The sequence below is a fragment of the Sphingomonas sp. CV7422 genome (assembly GCF_027945725.1).
GTDB classification, from domain to species: Bacteria; Pseudomonadota; Alphaproteobacteria; order Sphingomonadales; family Sphingomonadaceae; genus Sphingomonas; species Sphingomonas kyungheensis.
On sequence record NZ_CP115900.1, the window covers coordinates 2,966,953 to 2,983,608 of the forward strand.

The following is a 16,656-nucleotide window of genomic DNA, read 5'->3' on the forward strand; positions in this document are numbered from 1 at the left end:
TCGGACCCTGCATTCGTGTGAGCGCGCCGCTAGACTAGCCGCGCCTTGATCCCCCGCCCCCGGCGGCGCATCATTGTCGCGCACAGAGCAGGAGGCACAGATGCGCGACCATGACCTGATCGTCTATGGCGCGACCGGCTTCACCGGCCGGCTCGTCGCCGAATATTGCGTCGAACGGAAGCTGGAGCGGTGGGCGATGGCCGGGCGCAGCCGCGCCAGGCTGGAGGCGGTGCGCGATGCGATCGGTGCGCCTGCGGACACGCCGCTGATCGTCGCCGAGGCCGACGATCCCGCCGCGCTCGCGGCGCTCGCCGCCTCGACCCGCGCGGTGATCACCACGGTGGGGCCGTATCAGCTCCACGGCGCGCCGCTCGTCGCCGCCTGCGCCGCGGCGGGCACCGGCTATCTCGACCTGTGCGGCGAGCCGGCCTGGATGCGGCAGATGATCGACGCGCATCAGGCGGCGGCGCAGGCGAGCGGCGCGCGCATCCTCTTCTCGTGCGGCTTCGATTCGATCCCCTTCGATCTCGGCGTGCTGACCTTGCAGGACTGCGCGCTTGCCCAGCACGGCCGCCCCGCGCCGCGCGTCAAGGGTCGCGTCCGCGCGATGCAGGGCGGCTTCTCCGGCGGCACCGCGGCGAGCCTCAAGGCGACGCTCGCCGCCGCGGCGCGCGATCCGTCGATCCTCGGGCTGCTCGCCAATCCGTTCGCGCTGACGCCGGGATTCAGCGGCCCGCATCAGCCGACCGGCCTGTTCCCGGAATTCGACGCGACGCTCAACACCTGGGTGGCGCCGTTCATCATGGCGGCGATCAACACCAAGAACGTCCACCGCACCAACTTCCTGCTCGGCCACCGCTACGGCACCGACTTCGTCTATGACGAGATGGTCGTTGCCGGACTGGGCGAGATGGGCAAGGCCGCTGCCGAGGCGATCGCCAAGCTCAATCCCCTGCTCGGCAAGGGGCCGCAGCCCGGCGAAGGCCCGAGCAAGGCGGAGCGCGACGCGGGCCATTACGACCTGCTGTTCGTCGGCCTGATCCCGGACGGCACACGCCTCGACGCGGTCGTCACCGGGGATCGCGATCCGGGCTATGGCTCGACCAGCCGGATGATCGTCGAGACCGCCTTATGCCTGCTCGACCGGGAGGGCGAGACCGTCGGCGGTGTCTGGACGCCCGCCGCGCTGCTCGGCACGGCGCTGCGCGACCGGTTGCAGGCGCGCGCCGGCCTCGGCTTCACCGCGGGCTGACGCACCGGCGCGCGGCCCCCGCGCCGCCAGCGAGGGTGGCAAGCGCGCGCGAACCTGCTACACGCCCGCGGCGTTATGGCGTCCGAAGCTCCCCGATCCCGCCTCCAGGCGTTCCGCGACACCGGCGGCCTCCGCGGCGCGGTGCGGCGTGCGTGGCGACGCTGGTGGGTCAAGGGACTGGCGATCCTCGCGGTGCTCGCGGCGATCGGCTATGGCGTGCTGTGGGTGACGATCCTGCGCGCCTTGCCTTCGGTGGACCAGTTGCGCACCTATGAGCCGCCGCTGCCGACCAACGTCCGCGGCATCGACGGCACGCCGATCCAATCCTATGCGCGCGAGCGCCGCGTCGAGCTGAGCTTCGCCGAATATCCGCCGCTGCTCGTCCGCGCCTTCCTCGCCGCCGAGGACAAGACCTTCTTCGAGCATCACGGCGTCGACTATCCCGGCCTCGGCGGGGCGGTGATCGATTACGCGCGCAAGTTCGGCAGCGGCCGCCGCGCCAAGGGTGGTTCGACCATCACTCAGCAGGTCGCCAAGAACCTGCTGATCGGCGCCGAATATTCGCCGACGCGCAAGATCAAGGAAGCGATCCTAGCCTATCGGATCGAGGATACGCTGACCAAGCCGCAGATCCTCGAACTCTATCTCAACCAGATCGCGCTGGGGCGGAACGCCTTCGGCGTCGAGGCGGCGAGCCACGCCTATTTCGACAAGGAGCTCGACGAGCTCGATCTCGCCCAGCTCGCCTATCTCGCCATCCTGCCCAAGGGGCCGTCCAACTATGATCCGGTCCGTCATGCCGATCGCGCGCTGGCGCGGCGCAATTACGTGCTCGGCGAGATGCTGCGCAACGGCTTCATCAACCAGGCGCAGCATGACGAGGCGGTCGCCGAGCCGCTCGGCACGATCCTGCGCCGCACCCCCAAGTTCGAACGCGTCGGCGGCTATTTCGTCGAGGAGGTCCGCCGCCAGCTGATCGGCAAGTTCGGCGAAACCGCGCGCGACGGGCCCTATGGCGTCTACCAGGGCGGGCTGTGGGTGCGCACCTCGCTCGACACGCGTTTGCAGGACCTCGCCGCGCAGGCGCTGCGCGACGGGCTGCTCCGCTACGATCGCGGGCGCGGCTGGGCCGGGCCGATCACGCACAAGGAGGTCGACGCCGATTCGTGGCAGCAGACGCTGCTCAACACCAATATCGGCCTCGACTATAGCGACTGGCGCGCCGCGATCGTCATCGCGCGCGACGGCGATGCGTGGCAGCTCGGCTTCGCCGACGGCCAGACCGGCCGCCTGCCGCGCAGCGGCGCGCAGATGCCGGTCCGCGGCAAGGGCGGCACCAGCTTCGCCGCGATCCGCGCCGGCGACATCATCGCCGTCGCGCCGGAGGGCAGCAGCTACGGCCTGCGCTCGGTGCCGAAGATCTCGGGCGGCTTCGTCGTCGAGGAGCCGGCGACCGGCCGCGTGCTGGCGATGCAGGGCGGCTTCGACAGCCGCCTGCAGCCGTTCAACCGCGCGACGCAGGCGCTGCGCCAGCCGGGATCGACGATCAAGCCGATCGTCTATTCCGCCGCGCTGGAGAACGGCATGACGCCCGCGTCGATCATCATCGACGGCCCGTTCTGCGTCTACCAGGGCGCGGCGCTCGGCAACAAATGCTTCCGCAACTTCGGCAATTCGCGCGGCGCCGGGCCGCATACGATGCGCTGGGGGATCGAACAGTCGCGCAACCTGATGACGGTGCGCGCCGCCGCCGCCACCGGCATGCCCAAGGTGGTCGACGTGATGAAGCGGATGGGCGTCGGCGACTATCAGCCCTATCTCGCCAATGCGCTCGGCGCGGGCGTCACCACCGTCAGCCGGATGGTCAACGCTTATGCGACGCTCGCCAACAACGGCCGCGCGCACAGTCCGACGCTGATCGACTTCGTCCAGGACCGCCACGGCAAGGTGATCCTGCCGGAGAATTGGCGCGCCTGCGACGGCTGCAACGCCCCCGACTGGGACGGCAAGCCGATGCCGCGGCCGGGCGATCGCGCACGCCAGGTGATCGACGCGATGACCGCCTATCAGATGGTCCATGTCACCGAAGGCGTCGTCCAGCGCGGCACCGCGGTGGTGCTGCGCGACCTCGACCGGCCGATGTTCGGCAAGACCGGGACGACCAGCGGCCCGACCGACGTCTGGTTCATCGGCGGCACGCCGCAATTCATCGGCGGACTCTATGTCGGCTATGACACGCCCAGCAATCTCGGCGGCTATGCGCAGGGCGGCACCTTCGCCGCGCCGATCTTCAAGGACTTCGCGGTCAAGGCCTATGAAGGGATGGAGAAGATCCCGTTCCGAGCGGCGCCCGGCATCCGCATGGTCCGCATCGATCGCGCCAGCGGCAAGCCGGTGTTCGGCACCTTCCCGACCGACGCCGATCCCAAGGCGGCGGTGATCTGGGAAGCGTTCAAGCCGCAGAGCGAACCGCGCCGCGCCATCCACCGCGGCCCCGCCCCCGCCGCCGCGGCGACCACCCCGGCCCGCGCCCGCGCCGCACCGCGCGACAGCGATTTCTTGCAAAGACAAGGCGGAATCTACTAGCGCCTGCTCCTACATAGGCGTCATCGCCCCGTTCCTTCGCTTACCGGAGACTTCCCATGCGCGCCGAAGCGCAGTCCCACGTCGACAGCATCAAAGAGGCGCTGGCGCTGCTGCGCCGGTTCCTCGATTGGGACCGTGCGCTCCGCCGTCTCGACGAGCTCAACGCCCGCGTCGAGGATCAGGCGCTGTGGAGCGACCCCAAGGCGGCGCAGGAGGTGATGCGCGAACGGCGCCGGCTCGACGAGGCGATTACCGCGACGCGCGCGATCCAGTCCGAGCTCGACGACACCGTCGAGCTGATCGAGATGGCCGAGGCCGAGGGCGACACCGCGATGGAGGCGGAGGGCGTCGAGGCGCTCGCCGCGCTGGCGCAGCGCGCCGATCACGACAAGATCCAGGCGCTGCTCGCCGGCGAGGCGGACGCCAACGACACCTATATCGAGATCAACTCGGGCGCCGGCGGCACCGAGAGCCAGGACTGGGCGGGCATGCTGCAACGCATGTACACGCGCTGGGCGGAGCGCCGTGGCATGAAGGTCGAACTGATCGACTATCACGCGGGCGAGCAGGCGGGCATCAAGTCGGCGACGTTGCTGGTCAAGGGCGAGAACGCCTATGGCTATGCCAAGACCGAGAGCGGTGTGCATCGCCTCGTCCGCATCAGCCCCTATGACAGCGCGGCACGGCGCCACACCAGCTTTTCGAGCGTGTGGGTCTATCCGGTGATCGACGACAATATCGAGGTCGAATATAACGAAAGCGACCTGCGCATCGACACCTATCGGGCGAGCGGCGCCGGCGGCCAGCATATCAACACCACCGATTCGGCGGTGCGCATCACGCACATCCCGACCGGCATCGTCGTCCAGTGCCAGAACCAGCGGTCGCAGCACAAGAACAAGGCGGAGGCGTACAACCAGCTGCGCGCGCGCCTCTACGAACGCGAACTCGCGATCCGCGAACAGGCGGCCAATGCGGAAAATGCCACCAAAACCGATATCGGCTGGGGCCATCAGATCCGCTCCTACGTTTTGCAGCCGTATCAGCTGGTCAAGGACCTGCGCACCGGCACGACCTCGACCGCGCCGGGCGACGTGCTCGACGGGGCGCTCGATCCGTTCATGGCGGCGGCGCTGTCGCAGCGCGTGACGGGCGAGAAGGTCGAGGTGGAGGACGTCGATTGAGCCTGCGCCCGGCCTTGCTGCTGACCTTCGCGACGATGCTCGCCGCGACCGCGTGCGACGGTTCGAAACCGCTGATCCGCCAGGATGAGAAGCCGATGCTCTTCCCCGCCGCGGATCGGCCGGTGGCGCATATCGTCTCGGCGCGCTGGTCGAACGAGGAAGCGCGCGACCGCGTCAACGAGGCGGGCGAGGTGATGAGCAAGGCGGGGATCGCCAAGGGCATGACCGTCGCCGACATCGGCGCGGGCGAAGGCTATTACACGATCCGCCTCGCCAGCCGCGTCGGCAAGGACGGACGCGTGCTCGCCGAGGATATCGTCGCCAGCGTCCGCGACACGCTCGCCGAACGCGTCGCGCGCGAGGATCTGGAGAATGTCTCGGTACGGCTCGGCACGCCGGACGATCCCAAATTGCCCGACGCGAGCTTCGATCGCGTGCTGATGGTGCACATGTATCACGAGATCGCGCAGCCCTATGAATTCCTCTGGCGGCTGCGGCCGTCGCTCAAGCCCGACGGGCTGGTGGTGGTGGTCGACGCCAATCGCCAGACGCAGAACCACGGCACCCCGCCCGCGCTGCTGCGCTGCGAGTTCGAGGCGGTCGGCTATCGCCAGGTGTCGATGAGCGACATGCCCTCGGCCGGCGGCTATCTTGCCACCTTCCGCGCCGTCGGCCCCCGCCCCGAACCCGAGGCGATCAAACCCTGCGTCCTGCGCTAGCGGCGGTCGTATCGCCGCGGCGACGGGAGTGGGCGGATGCCGCGCAGTGCCGTGTCCGCGCCTCTGTGCGAACCCGCCTCTCCACCATCCGAGCTGACGCCCGAATCTCAGAGCAACCGAACGTCGAACAGGCTCGTCACCTGCCCTGCGGCGAGGATCAGATGATCGGCGAGCATCATGTCGAGCGCCTCGGCGACGCGCGCCAGCGTGCGGGTATAGTCGAGATCGGCGGCGCTCGGCCGCGGATCGCCGCCGGGATGATTGTGCGCGAGGATCAGCCGCGCGGCATCGAGCCGCAGCGCCTCGGCGATGATCGCGCGCAGCGGCGGCGCGACCTGCTCGCTCGTCCCGACGAAATCGAGCCGGCCGAGATATATCCAATTCGGATCAAGATACAGGACGGTCGCGCGCTCGAGCGTCGCGTCACCCAGGTCCGCGAGCAGACGGATGACGGCGTGAGGATCGGTGATGAGGATCGGGACAGGATCATCCGGCACGACGGTTTGTCGCGCACGCGGCGGATCGTCGCAGCAAAAAGCTCGCCCAAAACGGCGCCACGCGATAGGCGGTCGCGATGCGCCAATATCTCGACCTGATCGATCGCGTGCTGACCAGCGGCACCACCCAGATGGACCGGACCGGCACCGGCACGCGCGCCGTCTTCGGCGCGCAGATGCGGTTCGACCTGGCGCAGGGCTTTCCGGTGCTGACCACCAAGAAGCTGCATCTGCGCTCGATCATCATCGAATTGCTGTGGTTCCTGCGCGGCGACACCAACGTGCGCTGGCTGCAGGAGCAGAAGGTCAGCATCTGGGATGAATGGGCGGACGAAGCGGGCGATCTCGGCCCGGTCTATGGCAAGCAATGGCGCGACTGGGCAACCGCCGATGGCCGCCATATCGACCAGATCGCCGAGCTGATCGCACAGATCCGCAGCCAGCCCGCCTCGCGCCGCCAGATCGTCTCGGCATGGAACCCCGGTGATCTCCACGCGATGGCGCTGGCGCCCTGCCACTGCCTGTTCCAGACGCATGTCGCCGACGGCCGCCTCTCGCTCCAGCTCTACCAGCGGTCGGCGGACATCTTCCTCGGCGTGCCGTTCAACATCGCCAGTTATGCGCTGCTCACCCATATCCTCGCGCAGCAATGCAATCTGGCGGTCGGCGAGTTCATCTGGACCGGCGGCGATTGCCACCTCTATACGAACCACCTCGATCAGGCGCGGCTGCAACTGACGCGGACGCCGGGGCCGCTGCCGCGACTCGAGATCACCCGCCGACCCGATTCGATCGACGCTTATGCCTATGAGGATTTCGTGCTGCACGATTATGTCGCGCAGCCGCATATCAAGGCGGCGGTGTCGGTGTGATCAGCTTCCACCTCGCCCGCGCCGACAATGGCGTGATCGGCCGGGACGGTCGCCTCCCCTGGCATCTTCCCGCCGACCTCAAGCGGTTCAAGGCGATGACATTGGGCCGAGCGATGCTGATGGGGCGCAAGACGTTCGACAGCTTCCCGGCGCCGCTGCCGGGCCGCCGCCATATCGTGCTGACCCGCGACCGCCAGTGGTCGGCGCCCGGGGCCGAAGTCGCGCATGATGTCGACGCGGCGCTGGCGCTCGCCGGTGCGGATGTCGCGGTGATCGGCGGCGCGGAGATCTTCGCGCTGCTCCGCGACCGCGCCGACCGGATCGAATTGACCGAGGTCCATTGCGACGCCGACGGCGACGTCACCATGCCAGGCTTCGCCGACTGGCGTGAGATCGCCCGTGAGGACATCGCTGCGGCGGACGGGCGCCCCGCGTACAGCTTCGTGACGCTGATACCGCGATAGCCGCGGCAATTTGACCGACGGCCGGGTCGGAGGCCGCTGCGGCGCCCCGCCCCACCGCTTTCGCCGTGACCTTCCTCCGCCGCCTGCCTATATGGAGCGGGTGATCGCCCGCTCTCCCCGCATCATGCGACTCGCCGTGTGCACCGCCGCCGCCGCGCTGGTCTGCGCCGCGCCGGTGCAGGCGCAGTCGATCCTGCGCGATGCCGAGACCGAGGCGATGTTCAGCGACATGTCGGTGCCGCTCATCAAGGCCGCCGGCCTCTCCCCGCGCGACGTCAAGGTCGTGCTGATCAACGACGATTCGATCAACGCCTTCGTCGCCGGCGGCCAGACCGTCTACGTTCATTCCGGTCTGCTCCAGGCGGCGGTCAACGCCAATCAGGTGCAGGGCGTCATCGCGCATGAGCTCGGCCATATCGCCGCCGGCCACGTCGTGCTGGCCGACAATGGCATCAAGCCGGCGATGCACATCACCTTGCTGTCGATGGTGCTCGGCCTCGCCGCGGTGGCGGCCGGCGCGGGCGAGGCGGGCGCGGGGCTGATGGCGCTCGGCCAGTCCGCCGGCATGGCCAAATATCTGTCGTTCAGCCGCACGCAGGAAAATGCCGCCGATGCCGCCGGTGCGCGCTTCCTCAACAGCGCCGGCGTCACCGGCAAGGGCATGCTGAGCTTCTTCGGCACGCTCCAGCAGCAGGAATATCGCTACGGCGTCGAGAATATCGATCCGTTCATGCAGACGCACCCGCTGTCCGGCGACCGCATCGCCAGCCTCACCGCGGTGCTCAAGGCGTCGCCGTCGTGGAACAAGCCGTCCGACCCGGCGATCGAGGAACGCTTCCGCCGCGTCAAGGCGAAGCTCGAAGGCTATGTGATGAGCCCGGAGCGGACGCTCAAGGACTTTCCGGAGAGCGACACCAGCATCTACGCGCATTACGCCCGCGCCTATGCCTGGCATAAGGCGGGCTATCCGGACAAGGCGGATGCCGAATCGGTCGCGCTGATCAAGGCAAAGCCCGACGATCCCTATTTCCAGGAGATCCGCGGCCAGATCCTGCTCGAAGCGGGCCATCCCGCCGACGCCGTCGCGCCGTTGCGCGCCGCCACCGAAGGCTCGCGCAACAATCCGCTGATCGCCACCACCTTCGGCCACGCGCTGATCGCCACCGAGGACAAGGCCAATTATCCCGAGGCGGTGCGCGTGCTGCGCGTCGCGGTCGGCCGCGATGACGAAAACCCCTTCGCCTGGTATCAGCTCGGCACGGTCTATGAACTGACCGGCGACACGCCGCGCGCCGCGCTCGCCACCGCCGAGCGCGCCAGCATGGAGGGCGATCAGCGGACCGCCGCGCAAAGTGCGCGCTATGCGCTCGCCAACCTTCCCGCCAACTCGTCCGACTGGATCCGCGCGCAGGACATTGCGATGGCCGCGCAGAACGACATGGACGACAATCCGAAGAAATATAAAAAACGATGACGCGTTTTACCTTGCCGCTGGTCGCGGCGCTCGGCGGCCTGATCGGTGCCGGCGCGGTGTGGAGCTATGAGCGGTTCGCCAGCCCTGGCGGTGCCGATCAGGCGCGGATCGAGCGTGTCGTCCACGATTACGTCCTCGCCCATCCCGAGATCATCCCGCAGGCGATGCAGGGGTTGCAGGAGCGTCAGTCGGGCGAATTGGTCGCCGCGAACCGCGAGGCGATCGTCACGCCGTTCGGCAGCGCCTGGGCGGGCAATCCGCAGGGCGACGTCACGTTGGTCGAATATTTCGACTATAATTGCGGCTATTGCCGCGCATCGCTGCCGATGATCGCCGATCTGCTCAAGCGCGACGGGAAATTGCGTATCGTCTATCGCGACCTGCCGATCCTGTCCGAGGCGAGCCGCACCGCCGCCCGTGCCAGCCTCGCCGCGGCGCAGCAGGGCAAGTTCCTCGCCTTCCATGACGCGCTCTACGCCGGCGGCCCGGTCAGCGACGCCTCGATCACCGCCGCCGCCGCCAAGGCCGGCGTCGGCCTCGGCGCGGTCGACAGCGGCACGATCGACGCCGAGATCGCCAAGAACATGACCGTCGCCGCCAAGCTCGGCATGAACGGCACGCCGAGCTGGGTGGTCGGCAACCGCGTCCTGTCCGGCGCGCTGCCGATCGAGGAACTGGAGAAGGCGATCGCCGCCGCGCGGGGAGCATAGGGGCTTCGAGTCGGGTGTGGGGTGTCGGGCGCGAGGCGTCGGATGTTGAGCGCGGGGCGTCAGCCGTCAGTCGTTGGCTGGAACGCCCCTCTCCTTCGTCATCCCGGCGCAGGCCGGGATCCATGGACACGGCGCCACCCATGGCAGCACGCGCCATCAGCCGACCGCCTCCATGGATCCCGGCTTCCGCCGGGATGACGAATGGGGGGAGCGACCCGGCCAAGACAATGGAATGGACCCTCAATACCCTAGGGTTCCGTATCGCGTTCATTGCCCTCTCGCCGTCTCGCGTGCGGAGCGAACCCAGCTGCACGCTCGGACAGCCATCGATGCGAGCGCGAGGAACGTGAGCGCCTGAGGCACCCCCTCATCCAGCGCCATCCCGCCGAGGCCCCTTATCAACCCGCCCTCGCCCCCCTATCTGCGGCGCAACCGGGGGACGTCCGCATGCCAGAACCGATACTCGCCGTCGCCGGCGTGTCCAAGACGTACAAGGGCGGCTTCACCGCGCTCCACCATGTCGACCTCGCCATCCGGAAGGGCGAGATCTTCGCGCTGCTCGGGCCTAATGGCGCGGGCAAGACGACGCTGATCAGCATCATCTGCGGCATCGTCACGCCGAGCAGCGGCACGATCACCGTCGCCGGCCACGATGCGCTCGGCGACTATAAGGCCGCACGGCGCCGCATCGGCCTCGTGCCGCAGGAGCTGTCGGTCGACATGTTCGAGACGGTGCTCGCCACCGTCACCTTCTCGCGCCGGCTGTTCGGCCATCCCGCCAACCCCGCGCATATCGAGCGCGTGCTGCGCGACCTGTCGCTGTGGGACAAGCGCGATACCAAGATCATGGCGCTGTCCGGCGGGATGAAGCGCCGCGTGCTGATCGCCAAGGCGCTGGCGCACGAGCCGGAGATCCTGTTCCTCGACGAGCCGACCGCCGGCGTCGACGTCGCGCTCCGCCGCGACATGTGGAAGCTGGTGCACGGCCTGCGCGAACAGGGCACGACGATCATCCTCACCACCCATTATATCGAGGAGGCCGAGGAGATGGCCGACCGGGTCGGCGTGATCGACAAGGGACGGCTGCTGCTCGTCGAGGAAAAGGCCGCGCTGATGCACAAGCTCGGCAAGCGCGAGCTCGACCTGACGCTGGTTGAGCCGCTCGCCGCGGTGCCGCCCGGCCTGGAGCGCTGGCAGCTCAGCCTCGTCAACGACGGCAAGGTGCTGCGCTACGTCTTCGACGCGACCGAGGAGCATACCGGCATCCCGTCGCTGCTGCGCGCGCTGGCGGAACAGTCGATCTCCTTCAAGGATCTCGAGACGTCCAAGTCGAGCCTCGAAGACATTTTCGTCGATCTGGTGGGGGAACGCGCATGAACCTGCACGGTGTCTGGGCGATCTATCGCTTCGAGATGGCGCGCGCTTTGCGCACGCTCTGGCAGAGCCTCGTCGCGCCGGTGCTGACCACCAGCCTCTATTTCATCGTCTTCGGCGGCGCGATCGGCAGCCGGATGCAGACGGTCGACGGCGTCGGCTATGGCAGTTTCATCGTCCCCGGCCTGATCATGCTGTCGCTGCTGACGCAGAGCGTCGGCAATGCCTCGATCGGCATCTACTTCCCCAAGTTCACCGGCACCGTCTTCGAACTGCTGTCCGCGCCGATCTCGGCGATGGAGATGGTGCTCGGCTATGTCGGTGCGGCGGCGACCAAGTCGGTGGTGCTCGGCCTGATCATCCTCGCCACCTCCGCCTTTTTCGTGCCGATCACGGTGCTGCATCCCGGCGCGATGATCGCCTTCCTGCTGCTTACCGCCCTCGCCTTCAGCCTGTTCGGCTTCATCCTCGGCATCTGGGCGGGCAGCTTCGAACAGCTCAACTTCGTGCCGATGCTGCTAATCACGCCGCTGACCTTCCTCGGCGGCAGCTTCTATTCGATCGACATGCTGCCGCAGCCGTGGCGGACGGTCAGCCTGTTCAACCCGGTCGTCTATCTGGTCAGCGGCTTCCGCTGGAGCTTCTTCGGCAAGGGCGATGTCGACATCGCGCTCAGCCTCGGCGTGACGCTCGGCTTCCTCGTCGTCTGCCTCGCGATCATCGCCTGGATCTTCAAGAGCGGCTGGCGGCTCAAGAGCTGAGCCGCCGCCGCACCCGCGCCGACAGCGCCGGCCGCAGCACCAGCGCGTTGAGGTCGACCAGCACGTGCACCGCCATCGGCACCCACAGCGCGCCGGTGCCCATATAGAGCGCGGAGAGCAAAGCGCCGCCGACGAAGGTCGCGGCGACGCCGATCCAGCCCTGATAGCGGTGCATCGCCGCAAAGGCGCTGTTGGCGACGATCACCCCGGCAAGCCCCGATCCGCTCGCCATCGCCACCACCACCGGCAGATGCAGCCGGTAGAAGAGCTCCTCGGCCGTCCCCGCCGACAGCGCGAGCACGGCGGCGGGCCACAAATCGGCATCGCTGGTCGGCATCACCGCGCGCGCATCGCCCGCGGTCCACGGCGCCCGGCCGCGCCGCGCCCGCCACCAGGTCAGCAGCAGCCCGAGCAGGCTGCCGCCGACGAGCCCGATCGCCACCGTATCCGCGCCGATCGAGCCGGGCGGCACCTCCGCGACGACGGCGAGCGCCCAGAACTCCGTCGGCAGTCGCCAGATGCCGGACAGGCGCTGCACCGCCGCCAGCCCGGCGAGCGCGACGAGGCCATAGCCGATCCACAAGGTCAGCGCCCAGCGCAGATGCCGCGCCTCTAACCCCACGCGCGCCCAGACGAACATCCGCCCACGCTGCAACAGGGCGATCTGATAGGCGAGCGTCAGGACGAGGATGGTGGCGAGCATGACGGCCACTCAGCCCGGATGCGCGGCGAAGTCCATGGGTGAGTGCGTCACAGCCACTCCTTCAATCGTCATCCCCGCGAAGCCGGGATCCATGGACACGATGCCGGCGAGGTTTCGCGCCCCATTGTGACCCTCGCAACCATGGATCCCGGCTTTCGCCGGGATGACGATAGGGGAACGGGCGCCGCCCCGACGTTCGAGCGGCGCCGGCTCCGACGTCCGAGCGGCGCCGGCACGGCCCAGGCACGACACCGGCACGGCCCCAGCACCAAAACCCCGCCCCGGTCAATCGGTGCGGTGTTCGCCCTTGACCCAGCGCACCGTGCCGGTCGAGGCGCGCATCACCACGCTCTCGGTGGTCATCTTGCCCTTCCTGCGCTTGACGCCGGCGAGCAGCGAGCCGTCGGTCACGCCGGTCGCGGCGAAGATGCAGTCGCCGCGCGCCAGCTCCTCGAGGTCATATTGCTTGTCGAGATCGGCGATGCCCCATTTGCGGGCGCGGGCGCGCTCGTCGTCGTTGCGGAACAGCAGCCGGCCCTTGAACTGACCGCCGACGCAGCGCAGCGCGGCGCAGGCGAGCACCCCCTCCGGCGCGCCGCCCGATCCCATATAGACGTCGATCGTCGTGTCGGGATCGGCGGTGGCGATCACCCCGGCGACGTCGCCGTCGCCGATCAGCATCACGCCGCAGCCGATCGCACGTAGTTCGGCGATCAACGCCTCGTGCCGCGGCCGGTCGAGCACGCAGGCGATGATAGCATTGGGGGCGACGCCCTTGGCGGCGGCAATCGCATGGATGTTCTCGGTCGGCGTGCGGTCGAGGTCGATCACCCCCGCCGGCAGGTTCGGCCCGACCGCGATCTTGTCCATATAGACGTCGGGGGCGTTGAGCAGGCCGCCCTTTTCGGCGATCGCCAGCACCGCGAGGCTGTTCGGCCCGGCCTTGGCGCAGATCGTCGTGCCTTCGAGCGGATCGAGCGCGATGTCGATCGCCGGGCCGTTGCCGGTACCGACCTTCTCGCCGATGAACAGCATCGGCGCCTCGTCGCGCTCGCCCTCGCCGATCACCACCGTGCCGTCGATGTCGAGTTCGTTGAGTGCGGCGCGCATCGCCTCGACCGCGGCGGCATCCGCCGCCTTCTCGTCGCCGCGCCCGGTCAGCGTCGAGGCGGACACCGCCGCCGCCTCGGTGACGCGCACCATCTCGAGGACGAGGACGCGATCGAGGACCTGGCTGGCGGTTTGCATGCTATACCTCTGTTTAACGTGTATAACACCGGTCTACCCCGGCAGCGGCGGCACGACAAGCACGGATCGCGTCCCGGCGCGGGTCAAGGCGAGCCGGCGCGACGAGCCGGCCAGAGCGTCACCGCCGACCGGCGCCCCTGCTCAGAGCGTCACCGCCGCCTTCATCCCCAGGATGCCGACGTCATGCGCTTCCCGGATGCCGCCGGGATGGTGGATATATTGCAGATTGGGACGCAGCTCGAGCCAAGCAGCGGGGTGGATGCTGTAATAGACCTCGGCGGCATATTCGGCGTCGCGGACCGGCGTGCCGGGCACCAGCCGGTCGGCGATCGCGGCGCGGCCGTTGACGTTGGTCCGCGCCGCCGCGACGCCGAGCACGTCGCCCGGCACCGCCGGCACCAGCCCCTTGTAGAACAGGCCGAGCGACACCTGATTGTCGGTCACTGACGTCGCCCGGTCCGCCTGCGTGACATTGGCGAACATCGACAGCCCGGTCAGCGCCTTGCCGTCTTTCGACTCGCCCGTCAGCTGCTGCTGTACCGTCGCATAGATGCCGTATCGGCTGGCATGTTCGAGCGGCGACAGACCGGTGACGACGCGCGGCGCGCGGTTCACGTCGAGCAGCACGTCGTCACCGCGCGCCGTGCCGATCCAGCCGCCGACCTTGTACGATCCGACATGACCGTCGTCGCCGCCGCGCGTCCAGCCGACCTCCGCCGGGATCAGCGCGCCGGTCGCGCCATGCAGCCGCCACAGGAAGAAGCCGGTGTCGAGATTGCGCGGATTGATCTCATAGACGCCGCCCTGCACGTAGAGGTCGTGCGGCAGGTCGACGCGGACCCGCCCGCCCCATTGGCCGACCGGCCAGTTCTGCCAATAATCGCCGACCAGATTGCCCGGCTGCGCGCCGCAGAAGCTGAGATTCATAAAGTGGCAGGAGAAGACCGCGAAATCCTCGCCCGGGTTGGTGCGGCCGAGCTTGACCTCGACGCGCTGGCCGAGCCTTTGCTCATACCATAATTGCGTGACGCGGACGGTCTGGCCGCGGCCATAGACCTCCTGCACCTGTTGCAGCGCATCGATCCCGGCGTCGGCGGTCAGGTTGCGACCGCGCCGCCACGTCACCGTCGCCTGGAAGGCGCCGCCGGTCAGCCCGACGAGCTTGTCGAGGTCGAGCAGCATGCCCGCGTCGAATTGCCCCGTCTCGCGCAACAGCTTCCGCGTGCCGCCGGCAATATTATAGCCGCTCTCCGACGCATAGCGCGCGGTGACGCCGATGCCGCGGGCGCCGAGCCGGGTGCGGATCGTCTGCCAGTCGCCGATCAGCCCCGGCGGCGGCGCGCTCTGCGTATCGCCGATCAGCGCCGATGGCGACGTGTCGCGCGCGCGGCGGATCGGCGTGCGCGGCCGGTGCTGGGTATCCGCCTGGCCGTTGGTGGGCGTCGCCGCGTCCGGGGCTGCCGGAGCGCCGACATCCACCTGTTGCGCCTGCGCGGGTGCGGCCGACAGCGCGGCGCACGCCGCGAGCAGGAAAGATCGTGTCATCATGCTCGTCCCCCTCATTGGCGAGGGGTAGAACCGTTATGAACGATGTTTGTTCTACCTGCGCAACGACAGGGTGCGATGGACGGCGGCTAGGTCGCGCTCAGCTGCGGCAGCCGACCAGCCCGGCGACGGGGAGGACGAGCGCGTCCTGCCCCGGTCGTTCGACCTGCAATGAGGCCTGCGGCACGCGCGCGCCGGCGGTGAGGCCGTCCTGCTGGACGATCGTCATCGCCAGCCGGACGTGGAGGTCGCCGCCGACATAGTCCGTCGCCTCGGCAAAGCCGAGCGCCGCCGCCGCCCCGCCGCCGCTGCGCGCGAGATCGATCGTCTTGCCGCCGACCGCGATACGCAACGTCGCCGGGTCCGCGGTCGCCATCGCGACGAGCTGGCGGTCGGCCGGGTTCCACAGATAGGCGGCACACCCCTTCGCAGGCAGATGCTGCTGGCCGATCGCGCCAAGCCCGGTCGGGGCGGCGGGCGCGGCGGTCTGCAGGGCGGCGGCGAGCAACAGCGCGATCATGACGCCCACCCTACCATGGCGAGCCACGCGGGGTAAGCCGCGACTCCCAGCAACGCGCCGAACGGCAGCGCCGTATCGTGCGCGATCGTCCGGCCGGTGACGCGGGCGAACAGCGCGACGCCGAGCCCGACGAGGCTGGCGATCACCAGCACCGCCGGCAGCATCCGCCAGCCGAGCCACAGGCCGATCGCGCCGAACAATTTGGGATCGCCGCCGCCCATGCCGTCATGCCCGCGCCACGCCTTGTAGCCCCAGGCGATCGCGGCGAGCGCACCATAGCCGGCCACCCCGCCGATCAACCGGTCGGTCCAGCCGGGGGGCAGATCCGTGAGGCCGCTCGCCAGTCCCGCCGCCGCGAGCAGCGCGGTCAGCCGGTCGGGCAGCCACAAGGCGACGATATCGAGCGCGGCGAGGGCGAGCAGCAGCCAGCCGAACGTCGCGCCGGCGATCCCGCCCCAGCCCGGCGCCACCGCCCCCGCCGCCGCGCCGATCGCCACCGCCGCCAGCTCGATCCACAGATGCGTCGGCTCGATCCGCGCGCCACAGGCGCGGCAGCGTCCGCGCTGGGCAAGGAAGCTGACGATCGGCACCAGCTCGAGCGGCGACAGCGTCCGCTCGCATGCATCGCACGCCGACCGGCCCTGCAGCACCGATCGGCCCGCCGGCCAGCGGATCACCAGCGCCGCGATGAAGCTGCCGAAGATCGCGCCGAGCCCGCCGAGCGCGAGCGCCCAGCCGACGCTCACG

The 16,656-nt window shown here is 69.0% G+C and carries 16 protein-coding genes; 10 read left to right on the forward strand and 6 right to left on the reverse strand.

Annotated elements, in window-relative coordinates; all coding sequences use genetic code 11:
* Nucleotides 1-100 precede the first annotated feature (100 nt).
* The 4 genes from PBN85_RS14050 to PBN85_RS14065 all read left to right on the forward strand — a co-directional run bounded on the left by PBN85_RS14050 (nucleotide 101) and on the right by PBN85_RS14065 (nucleotide 5,741).
* Complete coding sequence (locus tag PBN85_RS14050) at nucleotides 101-1,252, forward strand: saccharopine dehydrogenase family protein (RefSeq protein ID WP_271299389.1); 1,152 nt, start codon at nucleotides 101-103, stop codon at nucleotides 1,250-1,252.
* A gap of 75 nt (nucleotides 1,253-1,327) precedes the next feature.
* On the forward strand, nucleotides 1,328-3,838 hold the full coding sequence (locus tag PBN85_RS14055; protein ID WP_271299390.1) for a penicillin-binding protein 1A: 2,511 nt from the start codon (nucleotides 1,328-1,330) through the stop codon (nucleotides 3,836-3,838).
* 56 nt (nucleotides 3,839-3,894) lie between these two features.
* Entirely contained in the window at nucleotides 3,895-5,022 is a 1,128-nt protein-coding gene (gene prfB / locus PBN85_RS14060; RefSeq protein ID WP_037532143.1) for a peptide chain release factor 2, read from the forward strand.
* 35 nt (nucleotides 5,023-5,057) lie between these two features.
* Complete coding sequence (locus tag PBN85_RS14065) at nucleotides 5,058-5,741, forward strand: class I SAM-dependent methyltransferase (protein ID WP_051583271.1); 684 nt, start codon at nucleotides 5,058-5,060, stop codon at nucleotides 5,739-5,741.
* Nucleotides 5,742-5,848: 107 nt separating this feature from the next.
* Here PBN85_RS14065 and PBN85_RS14070 read toward each other — a convergent pair whose 3' ends face one another.
* Entirely contained in the window at nucleotides 5,849-6,238 is a 390-nt protein-coding gene (locus tag PBN85_RS14070) for a JAB domain-containing protein (RefSeq protein WP_271299391.1), read from the reverse strand.
* A gap of 77 nt (nucleotides 6,239-6,315) precedes the next feature.
* Here PBN85_RS14070 and PBN85_RS14075 point away from each other — a divergent pair, with 77 nt between their 5' ends.
* From PBN85_RS14075 to PBN85_RS14100, 6 genes are all read left to right on the forward strand, one after another.
* The gene (locus tag PBN85_RS14075) at nucleotides 6,316-7,110 is read left to right on the forward strand and encodes a thymidylate synthase (RefSeq protein ID WP_271299392.1); all 795 of its coding nucleotides are present in this window, start codon (nucleotides 6,316-6,318) and stop codon (nucleotides 7,108-7,110) included.
* Complete coding sequence (locus PBN85_RS14080) at nucleotides 7,107-7,574, forward strand: dihydrofolate reductase (RefSeq protein ID WP_037532137.1); 468 nt, start codon at nucleotides 7,107-7,109, stop codon at nucleotides 7,572-7,574. Before PBN85_RS14075 ends, PBN85_RS14080 begins: the two co-directional genes overlap by 4 nt.
* Before the next feature lie 91 nt (nucleotides 7,575-7,665).
* A complete protein-coding gene (locus PBN85_RS14085; RefSeq protein ID WP_443026750.1) occupies nucleotides 7,666-9,048 on the forward strand; it encodes a M48 family metalloprotease in 1,383 nt (460 codons plus the stop codon).
* Nucleotides 9,045-9,758, forward strand: a complete 714-nt coding sequence (locus PBN85_RS14090) for a DsbA family protein (RefSeq protein ID WP_271299393.1) — start codon at nucleotides 9,045-9,047, stop codon at nucleotides 9,756-9,758. Before PBN85_RS14085 ends, PBN85_RS14090 begins: the two co-directional genes overlap by 4 nt.
* A 447-nt stretch (nucleotides 9,759-10,205) precedes the next feature.
* The gene (locus PBN85_RS14095; protein WP_271299394.1) at nucleotides 10,206-11,135 is read left to right on the forward strand and encodes an ABC transporter ATP-binding protein; all 930 of its coding nucleotides are present in this window, start codon (nucleotides 10,206-10,208) and stop codon (nucleotides 11,133-11,135) included.
* Nucleotides 11,132-11,893 carry an ABC transporter permease gene (locus tag PBN85_RS14100; RefSeq protein WP_037532128.1) on the forward strand — a complete coding sequence of 254 codons (762 nt, stop codon included), beginning with the start codon at nucleotides 11,132-11,134 and terminating at the stop codon, nucleotides 11,891-11,893. Before PBN85_RS14095 ends, PBN85_RS14100 begins: the two co-directional genes overlap by 4 nt.
* Here the strand turns inward: PBN85_RS14100 and PBN85_RS14105 are convergent.
* From PBN85_RS14105 to PBN85_RS14125, 5 genes are all read right to left on the reverse strand, one after another.
* Nucleotides 11,883-12,596: a CPBP family intramembrane glutamic endopeptidase gene (locus PBN85_RS14105; RefSeq protein ID WP_271300902.1), complete on the reverse strand. Its 714-nt coding sequence runs from the start codon at nucleotides 12,594-12,596 to the stop codon at nucleotides 11,883-11,885. The genes PBN85_RS14100 and PBN85_RS14105 overlap by 11 nt on opposite strands.
* A gap of 285 nt (nucleotides 12,597-12,881) precedes the next feature.
* Nucleotides 12,882-13,844 (reverse strand): class II fructose-bisphosphatase, encoded by a 963-nt coding sequence (gene glpX, locus PBN85_RS14110; RefSeq protein WP_271299395.1) that lies wholly within the window; start codon nucleotides 13,842-13,844, stop codon nucleotides 12,882-12,884.
* A 141-nt stretch (nucleotides 13,845-13,985) separates the two neighbouring features.
* A complete protein-coding gene (locus PBN85_RS14115) occupies nucleotides 13,986-15,392 on the reverse strand; it encodes a carbohydrate porin (protein WP_271299396.1) in 1,407 nt (468 codons plus the stop codon).
* A gap of 97 nt (nucleotides 15,393-15,489) precedes the next feature.
* Nucleotides 15,490-15,909, reverse strand: coding sequence for a hypothetical protein (locus tag PBN85_RS14120; protein WP_271299397.1), 420 nt, complete (start codon nucleotides 15,907-15,909; stop codon nucleotides 15,490-15,492).
* Nucleotides 15,906-16,655 carry a prepilin peptidase gene (locus tag PBN85_RS14125; protein ID WP_271299398.1) on the reverse strand — a complete coding sequence of 250 codons (750 nt, stop codon included), beginning with the start codon at nucleotides 16,653-16,655 and terminating at the stop codon, nucleotides 15,906-15,908. Before PBN85_RS14125 ends, PBN85_RS14120 begins: the two co-directional genes overlap by 4 nt.
* Between the last annotated feature and the right edge of the window lies 1 nt (nucleotide 16,656).